Here is a 22517-nt window from a genome sequence, read left to right as displayed (position 1 = left end):
CGAGCTGGCGTAACTGGTGACCCCGTGTCTAGGTGAAAAGTTGGCGACTGAGCCCCTGCCAAACGGCCATTTTTCACGTAGCGACGCGTCTTGCGTTTGGGGAGTCCCCATCCCCTTCATCCTGGCGGAACCGATGCCGCCGTCGGGCGGCTGTTGCCGACCTGACGCCCTGCGCCCATGCCGTCGTCGCTGCTATTCCCGTGATTCCATGGGTAAACGCTCCTCTCAGGGTTACTGCCAGTCAGGGGGACTGCCAGGTGCGCCGGGTTGCCATCCTGTACGCCGGCCCCATGTCACCGGAGTGAGTTGGCCTGTTTCGTGTTTGAGCAGACTCCTTGGATTACGGATTCACCTTTCTGCACCTATGCCCGGCTGCACAGGCTTGCCGCCCCTGGAGGAACCGTTTGGTCAGCACTTCATTTACCATAATGTTATCGATGGCGCCCTGTTGTTCAAGTCATTGACCAGCTTGCCCTTTATTAGGATCTCATGATCCATGCCTCGTTCTGAAGCAGACGCCATGGCCGAAGATCAAGCAATTTTTATAATATTGGCTCGATTAGACAATAACTTACATGGGATAGCAGGATTTGGGTGCAACTCGGTTCGACCAATGGCTTAGCACAACCTGGCGGCATGCCAATGAACAGCAGGCCATCTGCGGCTTTATCGCTACCCGTAGCGGTGCTCGGCTACGCACCCGATTCGATGAATTTTGCCTGCGGGAGCATTGCCCGCCCATCAAATGGCGGATGACGCCACAGGATCAGCGTCACCCCTACTCACCTCTGTTACCCCTGCTGCGCCAGCTCATTCAGACCCAAGGAGGTAGCCTGCAGCTGGTGCTGAGCGAATTGCAGCTCTTTGGCCCGGCTCGCAGTCTGTTACTCGATTACTTCGAGGGCCGGCCCTTGAACCGGACCGAGTCCCCGCTGCCTGACGACTTGGGCTTTCAGTGCCAGCAGATCCGTCAGGCTATCATTCGCCTGGTTCAATCCCTCAGCCAGGTGCATCCCATCCTGTTTCTGGTGACCGGTCTGCACCATGCCGGCGAAAGTGCCCTGCAACTCATCAGCGAATTGATGCAGGAGCAGAGCCGTTCACGCTACCTGTTGCTGTTTGGCCTGGATCCGGACTTTCAGCAACCCAGTGAACCGCAGCAGCGCCACTGGGATCAGTTCGTCGGTTTGATTGAGGACACCGGGGTTCTGTTTAGCTTTGACGAAGAGCTGGCCCCGTTGCAATTGCACCCCTGGCCCAGCCTGTATGATGTGCCCCAGTCGCCCATGGAGTGGTTGTATCGCTGCGAGCGGCTGCTGCACAGTCTCTGCCTGCCGGAGGCCGTTCGCGCCTGCGAACATACCCAGGCGCTGGCCGAGTTGCCCAGCACTGAGGCCGATCCACGCTTTGCCATCCGCTTCTATACCTGCTGGGGCCGCGCCGCCATGCTGGCCGGCCAGGTGGAAGATGCTGTCAGTCGCTTCGATCGCATACTGGAGCTGGCCCAGCGCATCAATGATCCGGCGGCCCTGGCCCTGGCGTATCGCGAGCTGAGCCTGGCCCATATCTACCGTTCCGATCTCATTCTGGCCACCCAGTGTGCCCAGCAGGCGGTGAAATGGAGCAACCTCCACGGCGACGAGCTGGATCAGACCCTGAGTCTGTTCAGCCTGTTTGTGGCCAATGACAAGGCCAATGCCCCCTTTGGACTGGGACGGCTGCGCCAGCTGCTCAGCCGGCTCGAGCGCTTCGAGCTGATGGGCGCCCGCATCTACACACTGCGCAATGTCTACGTCCAGGCCACCTTCGATGCTCGGCTGGAGCCAGACTGGATACTGAGCTGTTCCATGCAGGCCATCCGCCTGGCCCGGCACTATGGCTACCTGGCCGATGTGGCGTCGGCCTATCACGGCCGGGGGGTCATCTATACCAACTTGAAGCAGGATCATAAGGCGCTGCGCTGTTTCAAGATCAGTGAGCGGCTGCGGGAGGCGATCAAGCTGCCGTCCCAACTGGCCCGGATCAAGAACGGCATCGGCTACTTCCACTGCCTGCACGAGCGATTTGAGGCGGCCCATGACTATCTGGTGCAGGCCCTCACCACAGTGATGCGACTCAACGACTACTCCGAGGTATCGGTCAGTCTCTACAACCTGGCCTGGCTCTACACCTTGAGCGAGAACTTCGATCACGCCAGCACCCTGCTGATCCGACTCAAGGAGATGGTACGGATCCGCGGCACCACCCATTTCCCCTATCGTAACGAGCACGACATCATACTGTTGCAGGGGCTGGTCCATGCCCTGCAAGGCGAGTGGGTGCGGGCCGAGCAGGCGCTGGATCGCAGCTACGCCCTCAAGTTCGACGTCTCCGCCGACGGCAAATTCATGCGGCCGCTGCTCAAGGCCCTGATCCATACCGGCCAGCTCCAGCCCGAGGCGGCCAAACAGGATCTGGCGCTGGTGCAGGAGGCACTGGATACCAACGCCGGGCTCACACGTCAGCACTGGCTGCTGTATCACGAGGCGCGGATCAAGTGTCATCGGCTCAATAACGAGTTTGAGCAAAGCTATCTGCACTTTCGCCTGGCGGTGGCCCTGTGTCGGGAGCACGGCCTCAAGCACAGCTTTAACAAGATACGTCGTGCCTGGTTCAAGGACAGCGGCCAGGTGGTGAAACTCTCCCTCCCCCTGCCCCAGCTGCAACTGGATAACCTGCTGAGCCTGGTGCGCCAGGAGCAGCAGATCAATGAGCTGTGGGGCAACGTGCGGGAGATGCGGCTGCTGAGTACCCTGCAGCAGTTGGGTCACAGTCATGATGATGAACCGGCCCTGGGCCGGGAAACCCTGCGACTCATCTGTGCCAACTTCAATGCTCAGGCCGGCTTCATCTTGTTGCAGGAGGAAGCCAGCCCCCCGGTGGAACTGGCTCAGTTCAACGAGCTGCCCGAACTACCCGTGGATGCCCTGGCCCTGGCGAGCCGCTTCGGTGGGCAGAACCAGCCCAGCCTGAGCCTGCGGGTCCGCTTCGAGGAGAGCCTGCCCCCCCTGCGTCTCTCCTCCGTGCTGGTGATACCGCTGCACGATGGCAACCGACGGCTGGGTGAGATGTTACTGATGACCTTCGATGACAACCTGCAGATCAGCCTGCAAGACACCGAGGCACTGCGTTTCATCGGTAACCAGTTGACGGCCCAGCTGGTGACACTGCGACAACGCAAACAGCTGCTGCACTTTAGCAGCATCGACAGTCTCACCGGTCTGCTCAACCGGCAGGCCATGCAGCAGGCGCTGCGCAGCCAGCTGAGTGCGCTGGATGCCCAGGTCGCGTCGCCCATGGCGCTGGCCTACCTGGATCTGGACAACTTCAAGTACTACAACGACACCTTCGGTCATGAGGTGGGCGATCTGCTGCTGCGCTGGTTTGCCGCCCTGGTGAAGGAGGAGTTGGCCGACGGCGACCTGTTTGCCCGTTGGGGCGGCGACGAGTTCGTCATCCTGCTGCCCGGGCTCAGCCGCCAGGCCGCACAGCAGCGTCTGGGCCGCGTGCTGCACAAGTTGCAGGACGCCCGGGGCTTTGAGGCCAAACTGCAGCAGCATCTGGGGCAAGTTGCGCTGCCGGAGGCGAAATGGTTGGGTTGCTCCGTAGGGCTGACCGACACGCACCAGCTGACCGACGCCCTGGATGATCGCGCCCTGCTGCGTCTGGCGGATGAGGCCCTCTATCAGGTCAAACGGCAAGGCAAGGGCCATATCCAGCTCAGCAGCTGTCCCAGCTAGCCGGCCAGGCTATGCTTTTTTCAGCCGGGGGATTCTGCTATCCTCCGGCGCCCAATTTCTCCAGCGAGTGTCCCATGTCCCTGCACTATCCCATCAACGAGATCTTCCAGACGTTGCAAGGTGAAGGCTGCCAGAGCGGTCGGGCCGCCATCTTCGTCCGCCTGCAAGGCTGCCCGGTAGGCTGCCCCTGGTGCGACACCCGCCATACCTGGGTGGTGACTCCAGAGCGCCAGGTGCCGGCGGAGCAGGTGCTGGACAGATCCAGCCAGTCTGACGGCTGGGCCCGTATGGACAGTCAGGCCATACTGCACGCCCTGCAGCAGTTGGGCTACACGGCGAAACTCGTGGTGATCACCGGCGGCGAGCCCTGTCTGTACGATCTGCGTCCCCTGTCGGGGGCCCTGCTGGAAGCGGGTTACGAGGTGCAGCTGGAGACGAGCGGTACCCAGCCCATCCTGATCCATCCCGCCGCCTGGGTGACCGTCTCCCCCAAGGTGGCGATGAAGGGGGGCTTTGAGGTGCTGGATGAGGCCCTGGCCCGGGCCGACGAGATCAAGCATCCGGTGGCACGGGAAAAGCACATCGAGGAGCTGGACGCCCTGCTGGCCCGCCGCTGTCACAAGCCCAACGTCCAGATCGCCCTGCAACCCATCAGCCAGCAGCGTCAGGCCACGGCATTGGCCATTCGGACCTGTATCGAGCGCAACTGGCGGCTGTCGGCCCAGCTGCACAAGTACCTGCAGATCGACTGAGCAGACAACAAAACGGCCTCACTATGAGGCCGTTGTTGTCTTGGCTTGGCACCATCAGGCCGCCTTGGGGGTCAGCATGCCGGCCTGGACGATGAAGTCGATGATGGTCTGCAGCCCTTGGCCGGTCTTGAGGTTGGCGAAGGTCCAGGGCTTGCTTGGGCGCATGCGGTTGGTGTCCGACTCCATGACGTCCAGCCGAGCGCCGACGTAAGGCGCCAGATCGATCTTGTTGATCACCAGCAGATCGGACTTGGTGATGCCGGGGCCGCCCTTGCGGGGGATCTTCTCCCCTTCGGCCACGTCGATGACATAGATGGTGAGATCGGCCAGTTCCGGACTGAAGGTGGCACTCAGGTTGTCGCCACCGCTCTCCACAAACACCACATCCAGATTGCCGAAGCGCTCCGCCAGGGCCTCCACCGCCGCCAGGTTCATGGAGGCGTCCTCGCGGATGGCGGTGTGGGGACAGCCACCTGTCTCCACCCCCACGATACGCTCGGGCTCCAGGGCACCGGCCTCGGTGAGGATGCGCTGATCCTCCTTGGTATAGATGTCGTTGGTGACCACGGCTATCTCGAAGTGATCCCGCATGGCCTTGCACAGGGCCTCCAGCAGGGCCGTCTTGCCGGAGCCCACCGGGCCCCCCACACCGACCCGCAACGGGCTGCTCATCGTCGTCATATCTGTATTCCTTGTCCTTGGGTTGTGTCTATCCGGCGCCCCTGGCGAAGGCCTAGGAGCGAAACAGCCGGGTGTATTGAATCTCATGGCAGCTGCTGGCGATGGCCAGCCGAGGCAGACCGCCGCCTAACTCGTCATCCGCCAGGGCCCAGGCGGTGGCCAGCTGCGCCGGCAAGCGCCCGCTGACCCGGCGCAGTATCCCCTGGCCGGCCTGCTGTCCCAGGGGCACCAGCTTGATCCCCGCCATCACGGCACTCTCGATCAGGGCAAAGCCCCAGCCCAGGGCCAACTGCTCCAGGTTCAGCCCCAGGCGGGCGCCGGCCCAGGCAAAGCCCGCCAGCTGACTGGAAGACAAACAGGTCGGCAGCGGACCGTCACTCAGGGCCCAGTCTTTGAGCACCCGGCACAGGGCCTGGCCGCGCTGGGTCTCCTCCAGGCGCAGCTCCTCGCTCTCCCGGCTGGCCAGCAGCAGCTGGGTCCAGTGCTCCAGCGCCGGCTCGTCGGCCGCCAGGGCGGCTTGGTGCAGCCGCTTGAGCAGGGGCCAGTCCAGGCACACCAGGCTCTCGTCCACCTGATCGGTGAGCCAGGCCTCGAAGCCGTCGGCCCCCTTGACCCAGCCCGCCTCCACCGCCCATTCGAGCCCCTGGGAGTAGGTGAAGCTGCCCACCGGCAGGTTGGCGCTGATGAGCTGGAACAGCTGCAACCAGCCCAGGGCAAGGCCCTGGACCGATTGACCTGCGCCCTCGACGGGATGGTTTGCCCCGTGAGCTGACAGCGTCATGGCTTAGCCCAGTAGGCTGGCGGTGAGCACCAGCAGGCCACCGGCCCAGCCCTGTTGCAGGCGCGGATGGGCCTGCAGCTTGCGGCCCAGGGCGAAGCCGGCGACCAGCAGGGCCCCCGCCATCAGGGCCGAGCCCAGGGTGAAGCCCAGCAGCTGGGTCGCCGGCGCCTCGACGCCATGGGCCCAGCCATGGAACAGGGCAAACAGCGGCATGGTCCAGGTCAGGGCGGTGAGGCGGGAGTGGGACAGCAGCAGGCTGGATGCGGCCACCAGGGAGATGAGGATCGCCGGTTCCACCCAGCTGTAGGCTCCCAGGGCAAAGCCGAGGCCGGTGCCCAGCACCAGGGCAAGCAGGGCTATTAGCGGCATCAGCAGGCTGCGGCGGGTGACGCCGGCCAGCAGCCCGGTAGTGAGCAGCATGGCCAGGTGATCCAGGCCGGTGAGCGGGTGCAGCAGGCCATCGGTGAGGCCGTGCTCCATGTGACCGGGGTGGGCGAAGGCCGGTGCAGTGATCAGCAGGCTCAGGGCGGCGACGGAGGCCAGTTTTGCAATCTTCATGGCAATGTCCTTTTGTAGTTGAAGGCGTTAGTTGAATTTCAGATGACCGTGCAGGGCCACCCTGGGGTGATCTGCATGCTCGTGGCCATGAACCCCAAGATGATCATGGCTGTGGTCGTGATCATGGTGGTGATGGTGGCCGGCCCCGGCTTGGGACTGGTAGGCCCCCGCCTCCGGCTCGAACGGCGCCAGCTCTGTGGTCACCGTCAGGCCCAGCCCCACGACCATCTCGTCCAGCACGTGATCCTGCTGGTAGCGGGCAAAGCCGGACTCGATCTGTAGCGGCACATGGCGGTTGCCCAGGTGATAGCAGGCGCGGGTCAGCAGCAGGAGATCGTCGCTGCGCACAGTGCTGACCTTTTCTGGCGCCGCCACCACCTGCACCCGCAGGGTCCCGGCGTCATCGGTGAGCAGCTCACCACCGCGCAGCAGCTGGCCGCGGGGCAGGAACAGGCCCGCCTCGCGTCCATCGTCCAGGGTGACCTTGAGCCGGCTCTTGATCCGCAGATCGATGGGCAGGGTCAGGGTGGTATCGGGGGTCTGCTCGCCACTGGCGGCGACCCTTTGGGTCAATCGGATCATAGGGTCCTCTACAACACAAACCGTTAAAACAGGAAATAGCGTTGGGCCATGGGCAGCACCTCGGCCGGTTCGCAGGTGAGCAGCTCACCGTTGGCCCGCACCTGGTAGGTTTGGCTGTCCACCTCGATCACCGGCTGCCAGGCGTTGTGGATCATGTCTGCCTTGCGCACCCGGCGGCAGCCCTTCACCTCGCCGATGAGGCTCTGCAGCCCCAGCTGCTCCGGCAAGCCCGCCGCCAGCGCCGCGCCGGAGACAAAGGTCATGCGGGTGGCCTGCATGGCACGGCCCAGGGCACCGAACATGGGACGAAAATGCACCGGCTGCGGGGTGGGAATGCTGGCGTTGGCATCCCCCATGGGGGCCGCCGCTATCATGCCGCCCTTGATGATGAGGCTAGGTTTGACGCCGAAGAAGGCTGGCCGCCACAGCACCAGATCGGCCAGCTTGCCCGCTTCCACCGAGCCCACCTCATGGCTGATGCCGTGGGTGATGGCCGGGTTGATGGTGTACTTGGCCACGTAGCGCTTGATGCGGGCGTTGTCATGGCGGGCAGGGTCCCCGGTCAGGCTACCGCGCTGCACCTTCATCTTGTGGGCGGTCTGCCAGGTGCGGGTGATCACCTCGCCCACCCGACCCATGGCCTGGGAGTCGGAGCTGATCATGGAGAAGGCCCCCAGATCGTGCAGTATGTCTTCGGCGGCTATGGTCTCCCGGCGGATGCGGGACTCGGCAAACGCCACATCCTCGGGGATGGCCGGATCCAGGTGGTGGCAGACCATCAGCATGTCCAGGTGTTCGTCCACCGTGTTGACCGTGTAGGGCCGGGTGGGGTTGGTGGAGGACGGCAGCACGTTGGCCTGGCCGCAGGCCCGTATGATGTCCGGCGCATGACCGCCACCGGCCCCTTCGGTGTGGTAGGTGTGGATGGTGCGATCGCCGATGGCCCCCAGGGTATCCTCCACGAAGCCCGACTCGTTCAGGGTGTCGGTGTGGATGGCCACCTGGGTGTCGGTCTCCTCGGCCACGTTCAGGCAGTTGTGGATGGCCGCCGGGGTGGAACCCCAATCCTCGTGCAGCTTGAGGCCGATGGCCCCCGCCGCCACCTGCTCATGCAGGGCCAGGGGCAGGCTGGCGTTGCCCTTGCCCAGGAAGCCCAGGTTCATCGGCAGGCTGTCGGCGGCTTCGAGCATGCGGGCCAGGTACCAGGGGCCCGGGGTGCAGGTGGTGGCATTGGTGCCGGTGGCCGGGCCCGTGCCGCCACCCAGCATGGTGGTGATGCCGGAGCAGAGGGCTTCGTCTATCTGCTGCGGACAGATGAAGTGGATATGGCTGTCGATGCCGCCGGCGGTGAGCAGCATGCCCTCGCCCGCCACCACCTCGGTACCCGGGCCAATGATCAGGGTCACGCCGGGTTGCACGTCCGGGTTACCGGCCTTGCCGATGCCGGCGATGCGGCCGGCCTTGATGCCCACGTCCGCCTTGACGATGCCCCAGTGGTCGATGATGAGGGCGTTGGTGATCACCAGATCCAGGGCCACCGCACAGCTGGCCTGCCCCTGGCCCTGACCGTCGCGGATCACCTTGCCGCCGCCGAACTTCACCTCGTCGCCGTAGACGGTGAAGTCCTGCTCCACCTCCAGCCACAGATCTGTGTCCGCCAGACGAACCCTGTCCCCCGTGGTGGGGCCAAACATGTCGGCATAGGCCTGCCGAGAGATGCTGCTCATACCCCTTGCTCCTTGTCTGCCTGGCCGTCGATGGCCCCCATCACCTCACCGCGAAAACCGTAGATCTTGCGCTCACCGGCATAGGCCACTAGGGTCACGGTGCGCTTTTGCCCCGGCTCGAAGCGCACGGCAGTGCCGGCGGGGATGTCCAGCCGATAGCCCAGGGTCTGGGGGCGATCGAAGTGCAAGGCCGGATTGGTCTCGAAGAAGTGATAGTGGGAGCCCACCTGGATGGGCCTGTCTCCCGTGTTGGCCACGGTGACGCTGAGGCTGGGCCGGCCGACGTTCAAGGCTATTTCGCCGTCCGCCACCTGAATTTCGCCTGGGATCATGGGCGCTCCTTATTTACACAATGGGTTGATGGACGGTGACCAGCTTGGTGCCGTCGGGGAAGGTGGCCTCCACCTGCACATCCGGGATCATCTCCGGCACCCCTTCCATCACCTGCTCGCGGGTGAGTATGGTGCGGCCATGGCTCATCAAGGCCGCCACCGTCATGCCGTCCCGAGCCCCTTCCAAGATGGCGGCACTGATGAGGGCGATGGCCTCCGGGTGATTGAGCTTGAGGCCGCGGGCCAGCCGCCGCTCCGCCAGCAGGGCGGCGGTAAACAGCAGCAACTTGTCTTTTTCTCTTGGCGTCAGATCCATGCTCGTTGTCCTTAGTCTTCTTACTGCGTGTATTCAGTTGATAAAAACCGGCTAGGTGGCCCAGATGCGCGGCGCGCAGGGCACGCAGCCCAGCACCGCCGGGCGCAGCGCCCGCCACAGGGCCTGCATGCGCTGCTGCAGCAACTCGTTGTCGTCACTCAGCAGCCGCACCACCAACAGATCCTGGAGCCGCGTCACCCCGGCCGGAAATGGGTAGTCCGCCAACAGTTCGCGCACGGCCTCCCGCTCGGCCTCGCCGCAGGGGGTTGCCAGCAGGGTGGCCACCAGGGGGAAGCCAGCCAGGCCCGCAGATCGGTTCAGATCCGCCTCATGGCGAATGCGCAGGCAGTCATTGAGCTGCAGCTGCCCATCGCGGCTGAGTTGCAGCCGGCTAAACAGCTGGCCCTGGGTGAAGCGTTCAGCGATGACGGGCCGGCCCAAGGCCTGGGTCTCCCAGGCCAGCAGGCGGGCGCCCGGCGCCAGGGCGAAGTGGCTGTCCAGCCGCAGCCGAGCGCCGGGAAACAGTATGTTGTCCTGGGGCAGCCACTCCAGACTCGCCCCCTCGGCCACCACAAACTGCTGCTGCACGGTGGCCAATGGCCCCAGGCTGCGGTAGAACTTGGTGGCCCCCGGGGTGGTCAGCAGGGCGTGGGCACCGGCTTGCAGCTGAACGTCCAGCGTCAGGCTGTCGCCCCCTACCACACCACCGGGGGGATGCAGCACGTAGAGGTGGCAGGGCGCCCCTTCGGGATGGAAGGGACGCTGTACCGCCAAGGGGCCGAACTGCTGGCGACGGACCAGCTCGGTACGGCCGGCCCGTGGCGCAAAGTCCAGCGACAGGCGGGCTTGCCAACCGGCGCTGGCAGCTTGCTCGGTGAGCGCGGGCGCCGCCGTCATACGGTCAGGTACTCCTTGATCAGCGCCTCATCCAGATCGCCCATGGCGCCGTCGGCCACGTTGCGGCCCCGATCCAGCAGGCAGAACCTGTCCCCCACCTTGCGGGCGAAGGGCAGCTTCTGCTCCACCAATAGCACGGTGAGGCCTATCTCCTTGTTGAGCTTCTTGATGATGTCGCCGATCTCGCTCACCACGTTGGGCTGAATGCCCTCGGTGGGCTCGTCCAGTATCATCAGCTTGGGATCCAGCACCAGGGCGCGGCCGATGGCCAGCTGCTGCTGTTGCCCGCCGGAGAGATCCCCGCCCCGGCGCTGGCGCATCTGGGCCAGTACCGGGAAGAGGTCGTAGACCAGATCCGGGATGGCCTTCTTGCCGTCGCGCCGCGCCGGCAGGCCGATGCGCAGGTTCTCCTCCACGGTGAGCAGCGGGAAGATCTGCCGGCCCTGGGGCACATAGCCGATGCCCAGGCGCGAGCGCTGCTCCACCCCCTGGCGGGTGAGATCCTGGCCATCAAACTCCATCTGGCCGCTCTTTAGGCCCAGCTGGCCCATGATGACGTTGAGCAGCGTGGTCTTGCCCACGCCGTTGCGGCCCATCAGGCAGAGGCATTCGCCCTTGTCGATGTGCAAGTCCAGATCCCATAGGGTGTGGGACTGGCCGTAGAACTGGTTGATCCCCTTGAGTGTCAGCATGCCGCCTCTCCCAGATAAACTTCGATGACCTTGGGGTCGGCCTGCACCTGGGCCATGCTGCCTTCGGCCAGCACGCTGCCCTGGTGCAGTACCGTCACCTTGTTGGCGATGCTGCGGACAAAGTCCATGTCGTGCTCCACCACCACCACGGAATGTTGCCCCGCCAGGGAGGTGAGCAGCTCGGCGGTGCGCTCCATCTCCTGGTGGGTCATGCCGGCCACCGGCTCATCCACCAGCAGCAGTTGGGGCCGCTGCATCAACAGCATGCCGATCTCCAGCCACTGCTTCTGTCCGTGGGACAAGACCCCCGCCAGCCGCTGGCGCTCGGCCACCAGGCCGATGAGCAACAAGATCTGATCCAGGTAATCCTTGTCTTCACCCTGCAAGCGGGCGCGGAAGGTGGCCCATACCCCCTTGGGGCCGGCCATGGCCAGCTCCAGGTTCTCCTGCACCGTCAGGGTCTCGAACACCGTGGGTTTCTGGAACTTGCGGCCGATGCCGGCCTCGGCGATCTCCGGCTCGTCGTGCTCCAGCAGGTTGATGCTCTGGCCGAACCAGGCGCTGCCGGTATCGGGCCGGGTCTTGCCGGTGATCACATCCATCATGGTGCTCTTGCCGGCGCCGTTAGGGCCTATGATGCAGCGCAGCTCCCCCTGATTGATGTAGAGGTTCAGGTTGTTGAGGGCCTTGAAGCCGTCGAAGCTGACGTTGATGTCCTCCAGGTAGAGGATCACCCCGTGGGTCAGGTTCAGGCGCGGTGACGGCGTGGGCGCCAGGCGATTGCGCCAATAGGTAGGCGAAAACAGCGCCTGGGTCTGGGCAAACATGTTCATGCCATGGCCTCCTTGCGATTGAGCCAGCCGGTGACCCCCTTGGGCAGGAACAGGGTCACCAGGACAAACAACGCGCCCAGGGCATAGAGCCACTCATCGGGCAGTATGCCGGTGAACACCGACTTGGCGTAATTCACCAGCAGGGCGCCGACGATGGCGCCGTACAGGGTGGCCCGGCCGCCCACCGCCACCCAGATCACCAGTTCAATGGAGTTGAGCGGCGAGAACTCTCCCGGGTTGATGATGCCCACCTGGGGCACGTAGAGGGCCCCAGCCAGCCCCGCCAGCATGGCGGAGAAGACGAAGATGGCCAGCTTCACGTACTCCACCCGGTAGCCGATGAAGCGGGTGCGCATCTCGGCATCGCGGATGGCGATGGCCACCTTGCCCAGACGGGACTCCACTATGATGCGGCAGGCCAGATAGCCCAGCACCAGGGCGATGGCCGAGGCGGCAAACAGCGCCAGGCGGGTGCTGTCGGCGGTGAGGTCGAAGCCCAGCAGATCCTTGAAGTCGGTGAGCCCGTTGTTGCCACCAAAGCCCATCTCGTTGCGGAAGAACGCCAGCATCAGGGCATAGGTCAGGGCCTGGGTCATGATGGACAGGTAGACCCCGGTGACCCGGGAGCGGAAGGCCAGAAAGCCAAACACCAGGGCCAGCAGGCCCGGCACCAGGCCCACCATCAGCAGGGCGAAGGGGAAATGGTTGAAGCCGCTCCAGAACCAGGGCAGCTCGTGCCAGTTCAAGAACACCATGAAGTCCGGCAGCACGGGGTCGCCATAGACGCCGCGGGGGCCGATCTGGCGCATCAGGTACATGCCCATGGCATAGCCCCCCAGGGCGAAGAAGGCGCCGTGGCCCAAGCTCAAGATGCCCAGATAGCCCCACACCAGATCCACCGCCAGGGCCAGCAGGGCGTAACAGAGGTACTTGCCCAGCAGGGTGACGGTATTGGTGCCCACATACAGGGGGTGGGACGGGTCGAACAGCTGGTTGGCCAGCACCACGTAGACGGTGGCCAGCAGGATCAGGGCCAGCAGCCCCAGCCCCAGCTTGTCCCGCCAGATAGATTTCAGCAGCATGAGTTAACCCTCCACGGCCCGGCCACGCTGCGGGAAGAGTCCGCGGGGCCGCTTTTGAATAAACAGAATGATCGCCACCAGGATGAGGATCTTGGCCAGCACGGCGCCCGCGAAGGGCTCCAGCAGCTTGTTAGCCACCCCCAGGGTCAGGCCCGCCACCAGGGTCCCCCACAGGTTCCCCACCCCGCCGAACACCACCACCATGAAGGCATCTATGATGTAGCTCTGGCCGAGGTTCGGCCCCACGTTGGTGAGCTGGGACAGGGCCACCCCGGCGATGCCGGCCACCCCGGAGCCCAGGCCGAAGGTCAGGGCATTGACCCGGGCGGAGCGCACCCCCATGTTGCGGGCCATGGCGCGGTTTTGTGCCACCGCCCGTACCTCCAGCCCCAGACGGCTGCGCTTGAGCAGCAGCATCAGGCCGGCAAACACCAGCAAGCTGAAGGCGATGATCACCAGCCGGTTGAGGGTCAGGCTGAAGAAGTCATTGATAAACAGGCTGCCGCTCATCCAGGAGGGCATGACGACGCTCTGGTTGAGCGGCGAGAAGATGGAGCGCACCGCCTGCTGCAGCAGCAGGCTGAGGCCGAAGGTGGCCAGCAGGGTCTCCAGCGGACGGCCATACAGGAAGCGGATGACGCAGCGCTCGATCACCACCCCCACGGCACCGGCCACCAGGAAGGCCATGGGGATGGAGAGCAGCAGCGCCAGGCCAGGAGCGTCCGGCAGCAGCTTCTGCATCACGAAGGTGGTGTAGGCGCCCAGCATCATCAGCTCGCCGTGGGCCATGTTGATGACCCCCATGACGCCGAAGGTGATGGCCAGACCGATGCCCGCCAGCACCAGCACGGAGCCCAGGCTCAGACCGAAGAACAGGGTCTCCAGGCCCGAGTAGACCGACTGGGTGTGCTCCAGACTGCCGGCAGCCTTGCCGGCAGCCAGCCGTACCGCCTTGTCGGCATCGGTGTCCCGCACCTGCTGCAGCGCCGCCAGCACCTGGGGGTGATGCCAGTGGGACAGGGTCTCCACCGCCGTCAGGCGCGCCGCCGGCTCCGCGTCCTTGAGCTGCTCGTAGGCCAGCACGCCGGCCAGGGCCGTCTTCACCTCGTCGTCGGTTTCCTTGGCCAGCTGGGCCTGCAACAAGGGCGTCAGGTTGTCATCCAGCTTGCCCAGCAGTTCCTTGGCCGCCGCCAACCGCACGCCGCTGTCGGCATCGCCCAGCTGGCGCTCGGCCAGTGATTGTGAGAGCTGGCGCCGCAGGTTGTTATTCATCACCACCCGCTTGAGCTGGCTGCTGCGCAGGGTCAGGGGCTGGCCCGCCAGATCCTGGTAGCCCTCCGGGGTGCGGACGACCAGCTGGCCGCCTTTTTTCACATAGAAGAGATCGCCGCGGGACAAGGCCGCCAGCAGGGGCGCGCTCGACGGATCGTCGGAGCGGGCCAGTTGGGCGATGGCCTCGCCCTTGGCCTGAAAATCCCGACCGCTCAAGGCGGTCTGGGCCTCTTCCAGGCTCATGGCCCAGCTGCTGGAGGCAAACAGCAGCAGCAGGGCAAGCAGAGGACGTAATGCAATTACCATGGCGCCATCCTGGTAGTCAGATAAAGAGTCAGATAAGACACGCCGGCCCGGCATCATGCCCAGCCGTCAAGCATAAGGGCGGCCTGTTGCCAGGCCGCGAGGTATTACTTGCTGGCACCACCGCACTTGCCGGTCTTCACGTTGAAGTTCCCGCAGGCCAGGGGCTTACGCCAGTCGGAGATCAGATCCTTGGAGCCATCCAGGTAATCGGACCAGGCGTCACCGGCCACGGTACCCTTGGTCTCGGACACCACCTCGAACTGACCGTCTTCCTGAATTTCACCGATCAGCACCGGCTTGGTGATGTGGTGATTAGGCATCATGGCGGCGTAGCCACCGGTCAGGTTGGGTACGCTGATGCCGATCAGGGCCTCTTGTACCGCTTCCGGATCCGTGGTGCCGGCCTTCTCCACCGCCTGCACCCACATGTTGAAGCCGATGTAGGTGGCTTCCATCGGATCGTTGGTCACCCGATCTTCCTTGCCGGTGAACTTCTGCCACTTTTCGATGAACTCGCCGTTGAGATCGTTGTCCACGCTCTGGAAGTAGTTCCAGGCGGCCAGGTGGCCCACCAGCGGCTTGGTGTCGATGCCGGAGAGCTCTTCTTCACCCACGGAGAAGGCCACCACAGGGATGGTCTCGGCGGTGATGCCCTGGTTACCCAGTTCCTTGTAGAAGGGCACGTTGGCATCGCCGTTGATGGTGGAAACCACGGCGGTCTTCTTGCCTGCGGTACCAAACTTCTTCACGTCGGCGACGATGGATTGCCAGTCGGCATGGCCGAAGGGGGTGTAGTTGACCATGATGTCTTCAGCCTTCACGCCCTTGGCCTTCAGGTAGGCTTCGAGGATCTTGTTGGTGGTGCGGGGATAGACGTAGTCGGTACCCAGCAGCGCCCAGCGCTTGACCCCTTGGCCCATCAGGTAATCCACGGCAGGGATGGCTTGCTGGTTCGGTGCGGCACCGGTATAGAAGACGTTCTTGGAGGACTCTTCGCCTTCATACTGCACCGGGTAGAAGAGGATGCTGTTGAGCTCTTCGAACACCGGCAGCACGGACTTGCGGGACACTGAGGTCCAGCAACCGAACACGGCGGCCACCTTGTCCTTTTGGATCAGCTCGCGGGCCTTCTCGGCAAACAGCGGCCAGTTGGACGCCGGATCCACTACCACGGCTTCGAGTTTCTTGCCCAGTACCCCACCCTTCTTGTTCTGCTCGTCAACGAGCATCAGCATGGTGTCCTTGAGGGTGGTCTCGGAAATGGCCATGGTGCCGGACAGGGAGTGCAACACCCCTACCTTGATGGTGTCGGCGGCAAAGGCGCCGCCGGCAACCAGGCTGGCAGACAACACGGACAGACGGACCAACTGATGGACTTTGTTTAGCTTCATGGAAACATCTCCTTGTTAAAACACATGGGTACTGCCTACTTGTTGAGCCTAAAGACTCGATGTGCCACCTAGTCGATGGCGGTTTCCTGCCCCTGCGCCGCCCGCGACCGGGCGCTGTGCAGCATGTGCAGGGTGATCTTGCGTACCTCGGCCTTGCTGGCCGCGATATGACTGCGTAACAGACGCTTGGCCTCGTCGGTGCGGCGTCTGACGATGGCGCGCAGGATGGCGCCATGTTCGTTGTAGGTGGCCTCGACCCGAGGCGCCTTGGTGAAATCCAGCCGGCGGATGATGCGGATCTTCTCGCTGATCTCCCAATGGATCTGGGCCATCTGCCGGTTGCCGCTGGCCACGATCAGCAGGTTGTGGAAGCGCTCATCCTGCCGGCTCACCTCGGCGCCATCGCCAAGCCGCAGCTCCGGCGGCACCAGCCAGAAGGCCAGCAGCTCGGCGAAGGCCGGGTGCTGCTGCTCGCCGTCACACAACCGCTGCACCGCCGCCTCTTCCAGCACGATGCGCACGTCATAGAGATCCTCGAAGTACTCGAAGTCGAAGGGCCGCACCTGCCAGCCGCTGCGAAACTGCACCTCGACGAAACCTTCCTTCTGCAGCCGGTAGAGGGCTTCGCGCACCGGGGTGCGGCTGGCCTGCATCCGTTCGGCCACCTCGGTCTCGCTGAAACGATCGCCGGGCAGCAGGGCGAAGGCGAAGATCTGCTCCTTGAGCGCCTGATAGATGCGATCGGCCATGTTTTCCGGCCTGGGCTTGGGTTGTCCCAGGGGGCGCTGGCCAAGTTGACGCTGACTCGGACTCATGATTTCTCCTATTCCACCGGCTCGGCCAAGGGCGCCAGGTGCAGCAGGGGCTCACCCGCCTGCACCTGCCGGCCGGGCTGGCACAGCAAGGCCCCCACCACGCCATCCACGGGCGCGGCGATGGCAAATTCCATCTTCATGGCTTCGAGGATCACCAAAGGCTCCCCGGCGCTCACCCGTTGCCCCGGACTCACCAGCAGCTTCCAGATGCTGCCGCTGACCTGGGCGGCCACCGGGTGCTGTGACTCGCCTTGGCCGGCCGCCTGCGGTTCGACCGGCGGCGCTGTGTCATGCCACTGGGGTTGCCAGTGGCTCTGCTGCCACAGGGCGATCTCCCGGGCAAAGGCGGCCTGCTGGCGGGCCTGGAAGGCGCAAATGCGCTGGGCCTCGCCGGCGAGCCAGGCCTCATGTTCCGCCAGGCAGAATTCCCCATCCTCGATGCGCAGCGCCAGTCGGCCCTGCTGCTGCGCCTCACGCAGCGCGGTCAGCTCGGTTTCGGAGACAGGGTAGAAGCGGATCTGATCGAAAAACCGCAACACACAGGGCTCCGAACCGGCGTGCCGCTGCCAGATGGGCAGGGTGCGGCCCACCAGTTGATAGCCGCCGGGCGAGTCCATGCCATAGATGCACAGGTAGACGCCGCCTATGCCCACCGCCCCTTCGGCGGTGTGGGTACGGGCCGGGTTGTATTTGGACGTCAGCAGCCGGTGGCGCGGGTCCAGCGGCACGGCACAGGGCGCCCCCAGGTAGACATCCCCCAGACCCAGCACCAGATAGCGGGCGGCATAGAGCGTCTGCGCCACCTGGTCACGGTGGCTCAGGCCGTTGATACGCTGGATGAAGTCCACGTTGTTGGGCAGCCAGGGGGCCGTCTCACGCACCGACTGGCGATAGCGATCCACCGCCGCCAGTGTGCTGCTGTCCTCGAAGGCCAGGGGCAGCCAGAGGGTGCGGCTGGGCACCTTGAGCGTCTGCACATCAGGTAAGGTTGTCTCTTCGGCCATCAGCACCTTGAGCAAGCTGGACTGGGACAGGCGGCGGCTGTCGAAGCGGATCTGCAGGCAACGCACACCGGGGGACAGCTCCTCGACGCCGGCGATGGGGCGCTCTGCCAGGGCCTGCATCAGGGCATGGACCCGCAGCCGCAGGGCCAGACTAAAGGTCTCGTCGCCATACTCCACCAAGAGGCACTTGTCGCCGGCCTGGCGGTAGCTGACCTGCGGACGCCCGTCGTCGGCGGGCAACCGGGCCAACACGCAGGCACTCTCGCCGGCCACAGTAGTCAAGGTGGGAGTCAGGACCGTCTGGGGCAGCACAGGCGCACTCAAGGTGCTCAGCGCCTGATCCCAGGCCTGTTCAGCCATCAGCGCCTGCTCGAAGCTCATGGCCACGAAACGGATGCGATCCCCGGGTCTGAGCTGACCCAGCTTCCATTGCTCGGCGCGTGCCACCGTCACCGGGCAGACGAAGCCCCCCAGGCTGGGGCCATCCGGCCCCAGGATCACCGGACTGTCGCCGGTGAAGTTGATGCTGCCGATGGCGTACTGGCAGTCATGGATGTTGGAGGGATGCAGGCCAGCCTCACCGCCATCCTGGCGGCTCCACTGTGGCTTGGGGCCGCTCAAGCGCACGCCCAGTCGGTTGGACTGGTAATGCACCTGCCAGTCGCTGGCGAAGAAGGTCGCCAGGTACTCGGGGGTAAAGAAATCCGGGGCGCCATGGGGGCCGTGCAGCACACCGATCTGCCAGCAGGCACCGGCCTGAGGCAGACAACCAAAGCCCGGCTGCAGCTGGGCGGCTAGCGGCGTGGTCGGAATAGGACCGGCCACCGCCTGCCCCACCGGCAGTTGATCGCCCGCCTGCAGGCAGCGCCCCTGTACGCCACCCAGCTGCCCCAGGGCGAAGGTGGCGCGGCTGCCCAGGTACTCAGGGGTTGCCAGGCCGCCACGCACCGCCAGATAGCTGCGGCAACCTGCCGTCACTGTGCCCAGGTCCAGGGTCTGACCGGCAGTCACCGAAACAGGACCATGCAGGGCGATGGGCTGACCATCCAGGGTGGGCTGACACAGGCCGCCGCAGATGGCGATGACGCTGTCCTGATGAAAACGCAGCACAGGCCCTTGCAGCGTGCATTCGAGCCCGGCCGCGTCCGGCGCATTACCCACCAGGGCATTGGCCAGCCGGAAGGACCGGTCGTCCATGGGGCCGGAGGGGGGCACGCCGATGGCCCAGTAGCCCACGCGCCCCGGATAGTCCTGCACACTGCTGTAGGTGCCCGGCTGCACCACCTCGATGATGGCCGGCCGATAGGCAAACTGCGCCAGGCTGGCGGTGTGATACTGACCCGCGACCCAGGGCGCCCAGTCCAGCAGCTCCCGCAGGTACGGCAGATTGGTGATGGGGCCAGCCAGTTGGCTCTCTGCCAGGACTTGCTTGAGCCGTTGCAACACTGTGGTCCGATCCGCGCCGTGAACAATCAGCTTGGCCAGCAGGGGATCGTAGTGACTACTGATCTGACTGCCCGCCTCGACCCAGCCATCCACCCGCAACCAGGGGTGCTTCGGGAAGTCGACCTGGCTCAGGGTGCCAGCCATGGGGGCGAAATCGTGCAGCGGATCCTCGGCATAGAGGCGCACCTCCATGGCCACGCCACTGGCCTGGGGCAAGGCCGCCAGATCCGGGGTGTGGCCGGCGGCGATCTGCAGCATCAGGGCCACCAGATCCAGCCCGGTCACCGCCTCCGTGATGGTGTGTTCCACCTGCAGCCGGGTGTTGACCTCGAGAAAGTAGAAGGCCTCCGTAGCCGGCTCATAGATAAATTCCACCGTGCCGACGCTGCGATACTGCACCCACTGCCCCAGGCGAATGGCCGCCTGGCACAAACGTTCGCGGGTGGCGGCGGACAGACCCGGTGCCGGCGTCTCCTCCACCACCTTCTGGTGCCGGCGCTGCAAGGAGCAATCCCGCTCCCCCAGGGCCACCACCTGTCCCAGACCGTCACCGACGATCTGCACCTCCAGGTGGCGGGCGCCCTCCACGCAACGCTCTAAAAACACCCCGGCGTGCTGGAAGTAGGCTTGCCCCTGGTGCTGCACCCGGGCAAATGCCGCGGCCAGCGCCTCAGGGCTGTCGCAGCGGCACAGGCCGATGCCACCGCCACCGGCGGTGCTCTTGAGCATCAGGGGATAGCCCAGGGCCGCCGCCGCGGACATGGCCTCCTCCTGGCTCATCAGCAGATCTGTGCCCGGCAGCAGGGCCACACCGGCCGCCTGGGCCAAAGCCCGGGCCTCATGCTTGAGGCCAAACTGGCGCAGTTGCTGCTCGGTGGGGCCGACGAAGGTGATGCCAAGCTGGGCGCAGCGGCGGGCAAAGTCGGCGTTTTCCGCCAGCAGCCCATAGCCGGGCAGAATGGCTTCGGCGCCACAGGCCTGGGCAATGGTGAGTATCTTGTCGCCATTGAGGTAGGTGTCGGCCACGGCGCTCTGTTCGCCGTCGCTCAGGCAGTAGGCCTCATCGGCCAGGCGCACCGCCGGGCTGAGACGATCGGCATGGCTGTAGACCACCACGGCTGTGATGCCCAGCTCTTGCACGGTACGCAGCAGCCGCAGGGCGATCTCGCCCCGATTGGCGATCAGCACCTTGGCAAACAGCGGCGCTGCCGGTGAGGTCGTTAGCATGCCACCCTCCCCTGACGCTGTTCCGGCTGGGACTGGGCGGCCAGGTAGGCCCGCCAGCCGCCGTAGGCGGTAATGTCCCGGGCGCCCTCAAGGGCCACAGGTTCACAGATGAAACCCGCCACCCGTCGTCCATCGGCCAGCTGGACTGTGCCCAGCCCCAAGGGCGCCGACACCTGTGCCAGCAGATCGGCCCAGGCCGCCTTGGGCAGGGCCCAGAGCTCCAGCTCGATGGCGCTCCCGGACGCCACCGGCAGGGCGCGCCCGGCCACCAGGGCCGGACGGCGGCCATCGGCCAGGGCATAGAGGCGATAGTGAGGGGCACTGCTGGTACGCTCCAGCAGGTATCCACCCAGCTCGGTAACTTGATGATTTAACGGCTGTCCCTCAAGGTGCGCCCCGACCACCGCCAGGATCTGATGATCCGGCGCCAGCACCGGGGCCAGGGGCTGGGATGGCACCGGTCGCCCTGTGGCCCCCAAGGGCCCAGGGAGCAGGCCGGTCAGCTGTCTGGCGAGGCGGGCCAGGGCCCACTCCTGCCAGGCGGTTGCCACCAGGGTCAGTCCCAACGGCAGACCATCGGCACGAAACCCGCCGGGCACCGACAGGGCGCAGCAGTCCGCCAGGTTCACCCAGTTGCAGTAGTGGCCCAGCTGGCTGTTTACTGCGACGGGATCCGCCGCCACCTGGGCCAGGGTCGGCAGCCGCGGCGCCGTGGGCAGCAGGAGCGCATCCAGCCCGGCGAGATGGTGCTGGATCCGGGCCTTGAGTGCCTGACGTCGGTACTCGGCGCTAAACGCCTCACTGGCACTGAGTCTGTCAGCCTGGGCTATGATGCCCGCCACCACAGGGTCCATCTCGTCTGCATGACCGGCAAGAAACGCGGCCAAGGCGGCATGGCGCTCCGCCAGCCAGGGGCCCTCGTAGAGCAGGTGGGCCAGCTCGGCACAGGGCTGATAATCCACCGCCACCAGGTGCACCCCTTGTTCCGCCAGCGCGGCACAGGCTGCTTCAAAAGCCTGGCGCTGGGCTGCATCGCCGAACCACGCCAGCGCCGCAGGCACCCCCAGGGTCAGCGGGCCAAGGGGGCGCGGCATGACGACGGCCTGGCTGGCCCGGCTAAACGGATCGGCGGCATCCTCGCCGTAGACGATCAGTGCCAGTTGCTCGGCGTCGGATACCGTCAGGGCGAAGAGGGAAACACAATCCAGGCTCTTGCACGCCGGCACCACGCCGCGACAGCTGATGGCCCCGCGGGTGGGTTTCCAGCCGACGATGTTGTTAAACCCTGCGGGAATACGGCCAGAGCCGGCGGTGTCCGTGCCCAGGGCAAAAGGCACCAGGCCGCGCGCCACCAGGGACGCAGAGCCCGCACTGGAGCCGCCGCAGATATAGTGAGGGTCGAAGCTGTTGGGCACGGCGCCATAGGGGGTGCGGGTGCCCACCAAGCCAGTGGCAAACTGATCCAGATTGCTCTTGCCCAGCACCACGGCGCCGGCAGCCCGCAGGCGCGCCACCACGGCCGCATCCTCGGTGGGCAAATAACGGTAGGTAGGACAGGCCGCCGTGGTGGGCAGGCCCGCCACATCTATGTTGTCCTTGACGGCAAAGGGCACGCCATACAGCGGTAAGGCCGCCAGGTTGCCCGCCTCCGCCAGCAAGTTCTGCAGGCGCGCACACTCGGCGGCCAGGGTGGCAGGCTCGATCAGGCTGATCCAGGCGGCATCATCCAGGCTCTGGGCGCGCAGCAGCTCACCCAGCAGCTGCTCGGGCTGCTGCCCTGCGCCGTAGGCGTCTTGCCACTCTTGTAAGGTCCATCCCAGGCTCTGCATCCGTGCACTCAACCACATCCAATCTTGTATACATGTGTGTATTACAAGTCGTGTGCCAAGCTGGCTGATGCGAAGTAAACTTTATTGTTATTTCTTTAAAAACATATTGTTATGATTGATAACCTGATTTCCAGGCGGGATTTGACCGCTAAGATAGGTGCCAAGAGAGTGCGACAACTTGGTGCAGTGATTGCGCTCAAACTGTGCGGGCGCCC

Annotated in this window: 18 protein-coding genes; 2 read left to right on the top strand and 16 right to left on the bottom strand. The window is 65.0% G+C overall.

The genetic code is table 11. From position 1 onward, the window contains the following. Positions 1–590: 590 nt before the first annotated feature. On the top strand, positions 591–3779 hold the full coding sequence (locus ABD847_RS01020; protein ID WP_345009166.1) for a diguanylate cyclase domain-containing protein: 3189 nt from the start codon (positions 591–593) through the stop codon (positions 3777–3779). An 80-nt stretch (positions 3780–3859) separates the two neighbouring features. Continuing rightward, a complete protein-coding gene (gene queE / locus ABD847_RS01015) occupies positions 3860–4531 on the top strand; it encodes a 7-carboxy-7-deazaguanine synthase QueE (protein WP_345009722.1) in 672 nt (223 codons plus the stop codon). 54 nt (positions 4532–4585) lie between these two features. Here the strand turns inward: queE and ureG are convergent, their stop codons facing one another. The 16 genes from ureG to atzF all read right to left on the bottom strand — a co-directional run bounded on the left by ureG (position 4586) and on the right by atzF (position 22302). Next, a complete protein-coding gene (gene ureG, locus ABD847_RS01010; protein ID WP_345009164.1) occupies positions 4586–5212 on the bottom strand; it encodes an urease accessory protein UreG in 627 nt (208 codons plus the stop codon). Between the two features lie 52 nt (positions 5213–5264). After that, positions 5265–5993, bottom strand: coding sequence for an urease accessory protein UreF (locus ABD847_RS01005; protein WP_345009162.1), 729 nt, complete (start codon positions 5991–5993; stop codon positions 5265–5267). A gap of 3 nt (positions 5994–5996) precedes the next feature. After that, positions 5997–6551 (bottom strand): HupE/UreJ family protein, encoded by a 555-nt coding sequence (locus tag ABD847_RS01000; RefSeq protein ID WP_345009160.1) that lies wholly within the window; start codon positions 6549–6551, stop codon positions 5997–5999. Positions 6552–6578: 27 nt separating this feature from the next. Then, positions 6579–7133, bottom strand: a complete 555-nt coding sequence (gene ureE, locus ABD847_RS00995) for an urease accessory protein UreE (protein ID WP_345009158.1) — start codon at positions 7131–7133, stop codon at positions 6579–6581. Between the two features lie 23 nt (positions 7134–7156). Next, positions 7157–8860: an urease subunit alpha gene (gene ureC / locus ABD847_RS00990; protein ID WP_345009156.1), complete on the bottom strand. Its 1704-nt coding sequence runs from the start codon at positions 8858–8860 to the stop codon at positions 7157–7159. Continuing rightward, positions 8857–9192 (bottom strand): urease subunit beta, encoded by a 336-nt coding sequence (locus ABD847_RS00985; RefSeq protein WP_345009153.1) that lies wholly within the window; start codon positions 9190–9192, stop codon positions 8857–8859. The genes ureC and ABD847_RS00985 overlap by 4 nt, the downstream gene beginning before the upstream one ends. Before the next feature lie 13 nt (positions 9193–9205). Beyond that, positions 9206–9508 carry an urease subunit gamma gene (locus ABD847_RS00980; RefSeq protein ID WP_345009151.1) on the bottom strand — a complete coding sequence of 101 codons (303 nt, stop codon included), beginning with the start codon at positions 9506–9508 and terminating at the stop codon, positions 9206–9208. Between the two features lie 51 nt (positions 9509–9559). Next, complete coding sequence (locus ABD847_RS00975) at positions 9560–10405, bottom strand: urease accessory protein UreD (protein ID WP_345009149.1); 846 nt, start codon at positions 10403–10405, stop codon at positions 9560–9562. Continuing rightward, complete coding sequence (gene urtE, locus ABD847_RS00970) at positions 10402–11097, bottom strand: urea ABC transporter ATP-binding subunit UrtE (protein ID WP_345009147.1); 696 nt, start codon at positions 11095–11097, stop codon at positions 10402–10404. The genes ABD847_RS00975 and urtE overlap by 4 nt, the downstream gene beginning before the upstream one ends. Then, positions 11091–11930 (bottom strand): urea ABC transporter ATP-binding protein UrtD, encoded by an 840-nt coding sequence (urtD, locus tag ABD847_RS00965; RefSeq protein WP_345009145.1) that lies wholly within the window; start codon positions 11928–11930, stop codon positions 11091–11093. Before urtD ends, urtE begins: the two co-directional genes overlap by 7 nt. Then, positions 11927–13012, bottom strand: a complete 1086-nt coding sequence (gene urtC / locus ABD847_RS00960) for an urea ABC transporter permease subunit UrtC (protein WP_345009143.1) — start codon at positions 13010–13012, stop codon at positions 11927–11929. The genes urtD and urtC overlap by 4 nt, the downstream gene beginning before the upstream one ends. A gap of 3 nt (positions 13013–13015) precedes the next feature. Continuing rightward, the gene (gene urtB, locus ABD847_RS00955; RefSeq protein ID WP_345009141.1) at positions 13016–14590 is read right to left on the bottom strand and encodes an urea ABC transporter permease subunit UrtB; all 1575 of its coding nucleotides are present in this window, start codon (positions 14588–14590) and stop codon (positions 13016–13018) included. A 104-nt stretch (positions 14591–14694) separates the two neighbouring features. After that, complete coding sequence (gene urtA, locus ABD847_RS00950) at positions 14695–15981, bottom strand: urea ABC transporter substrate-binding protein (protein WP_345009139.1); 1287 nt, start codon at positions 15979–15981, stop codon at positions 14695–14697. A gap of 68 nt (positions 15982–16049) precedes the next feature. After that, positions 16050–16796 (bottom strand): GntR family transcriptional regulator, encoded by a 747-nt coding sequence (locus ABD847_RS00945; RefSeq protein WP_345009137.1) that lies wholly within the window; start codon positions 16794–16796, stop codon positions 16050–16052. An 8-nt stretch (positions 16797–16804) separates the two neighbouring features. Then, positions 16805–20473: an urea carboxylase gene (gene uca, locus ABD847_RS00940; RefSeq protein ID WP_345009135.1), complete on the bottom strand. Its 3669-nt coding sequence runs from the start codon at positions 20471–20473 to the stop codon at positions 16805–16807. After that, positions 20467–22302, bottom strand: a complete 1836-nt coding sequence (atzF, locus tag ABD847_RS00935; RefSeq protein WP_345009133.1) for an allophanate hydrolase — start codon at positions 22300–22302, stop codon at positions 20467–20469. Before atzF ends, uca begins: the two co-directional genes overlap by 7 nt. Positions 22303–22517: the final 215 nt, after the last annotated feature.

The organism is Pseudaeromonas paramecii (assembly GCF_039540575.1).
GTDB lineage: Bacteria > Pseudomonadota > Gammaproteobacteria > Enterobacterales > Aeromonadaceae > Pseudaeromonas > Pseudaeromonas paramecii.
This window is presented reverse-complemented; position numbering and strand designations above follow the sequence as displayed.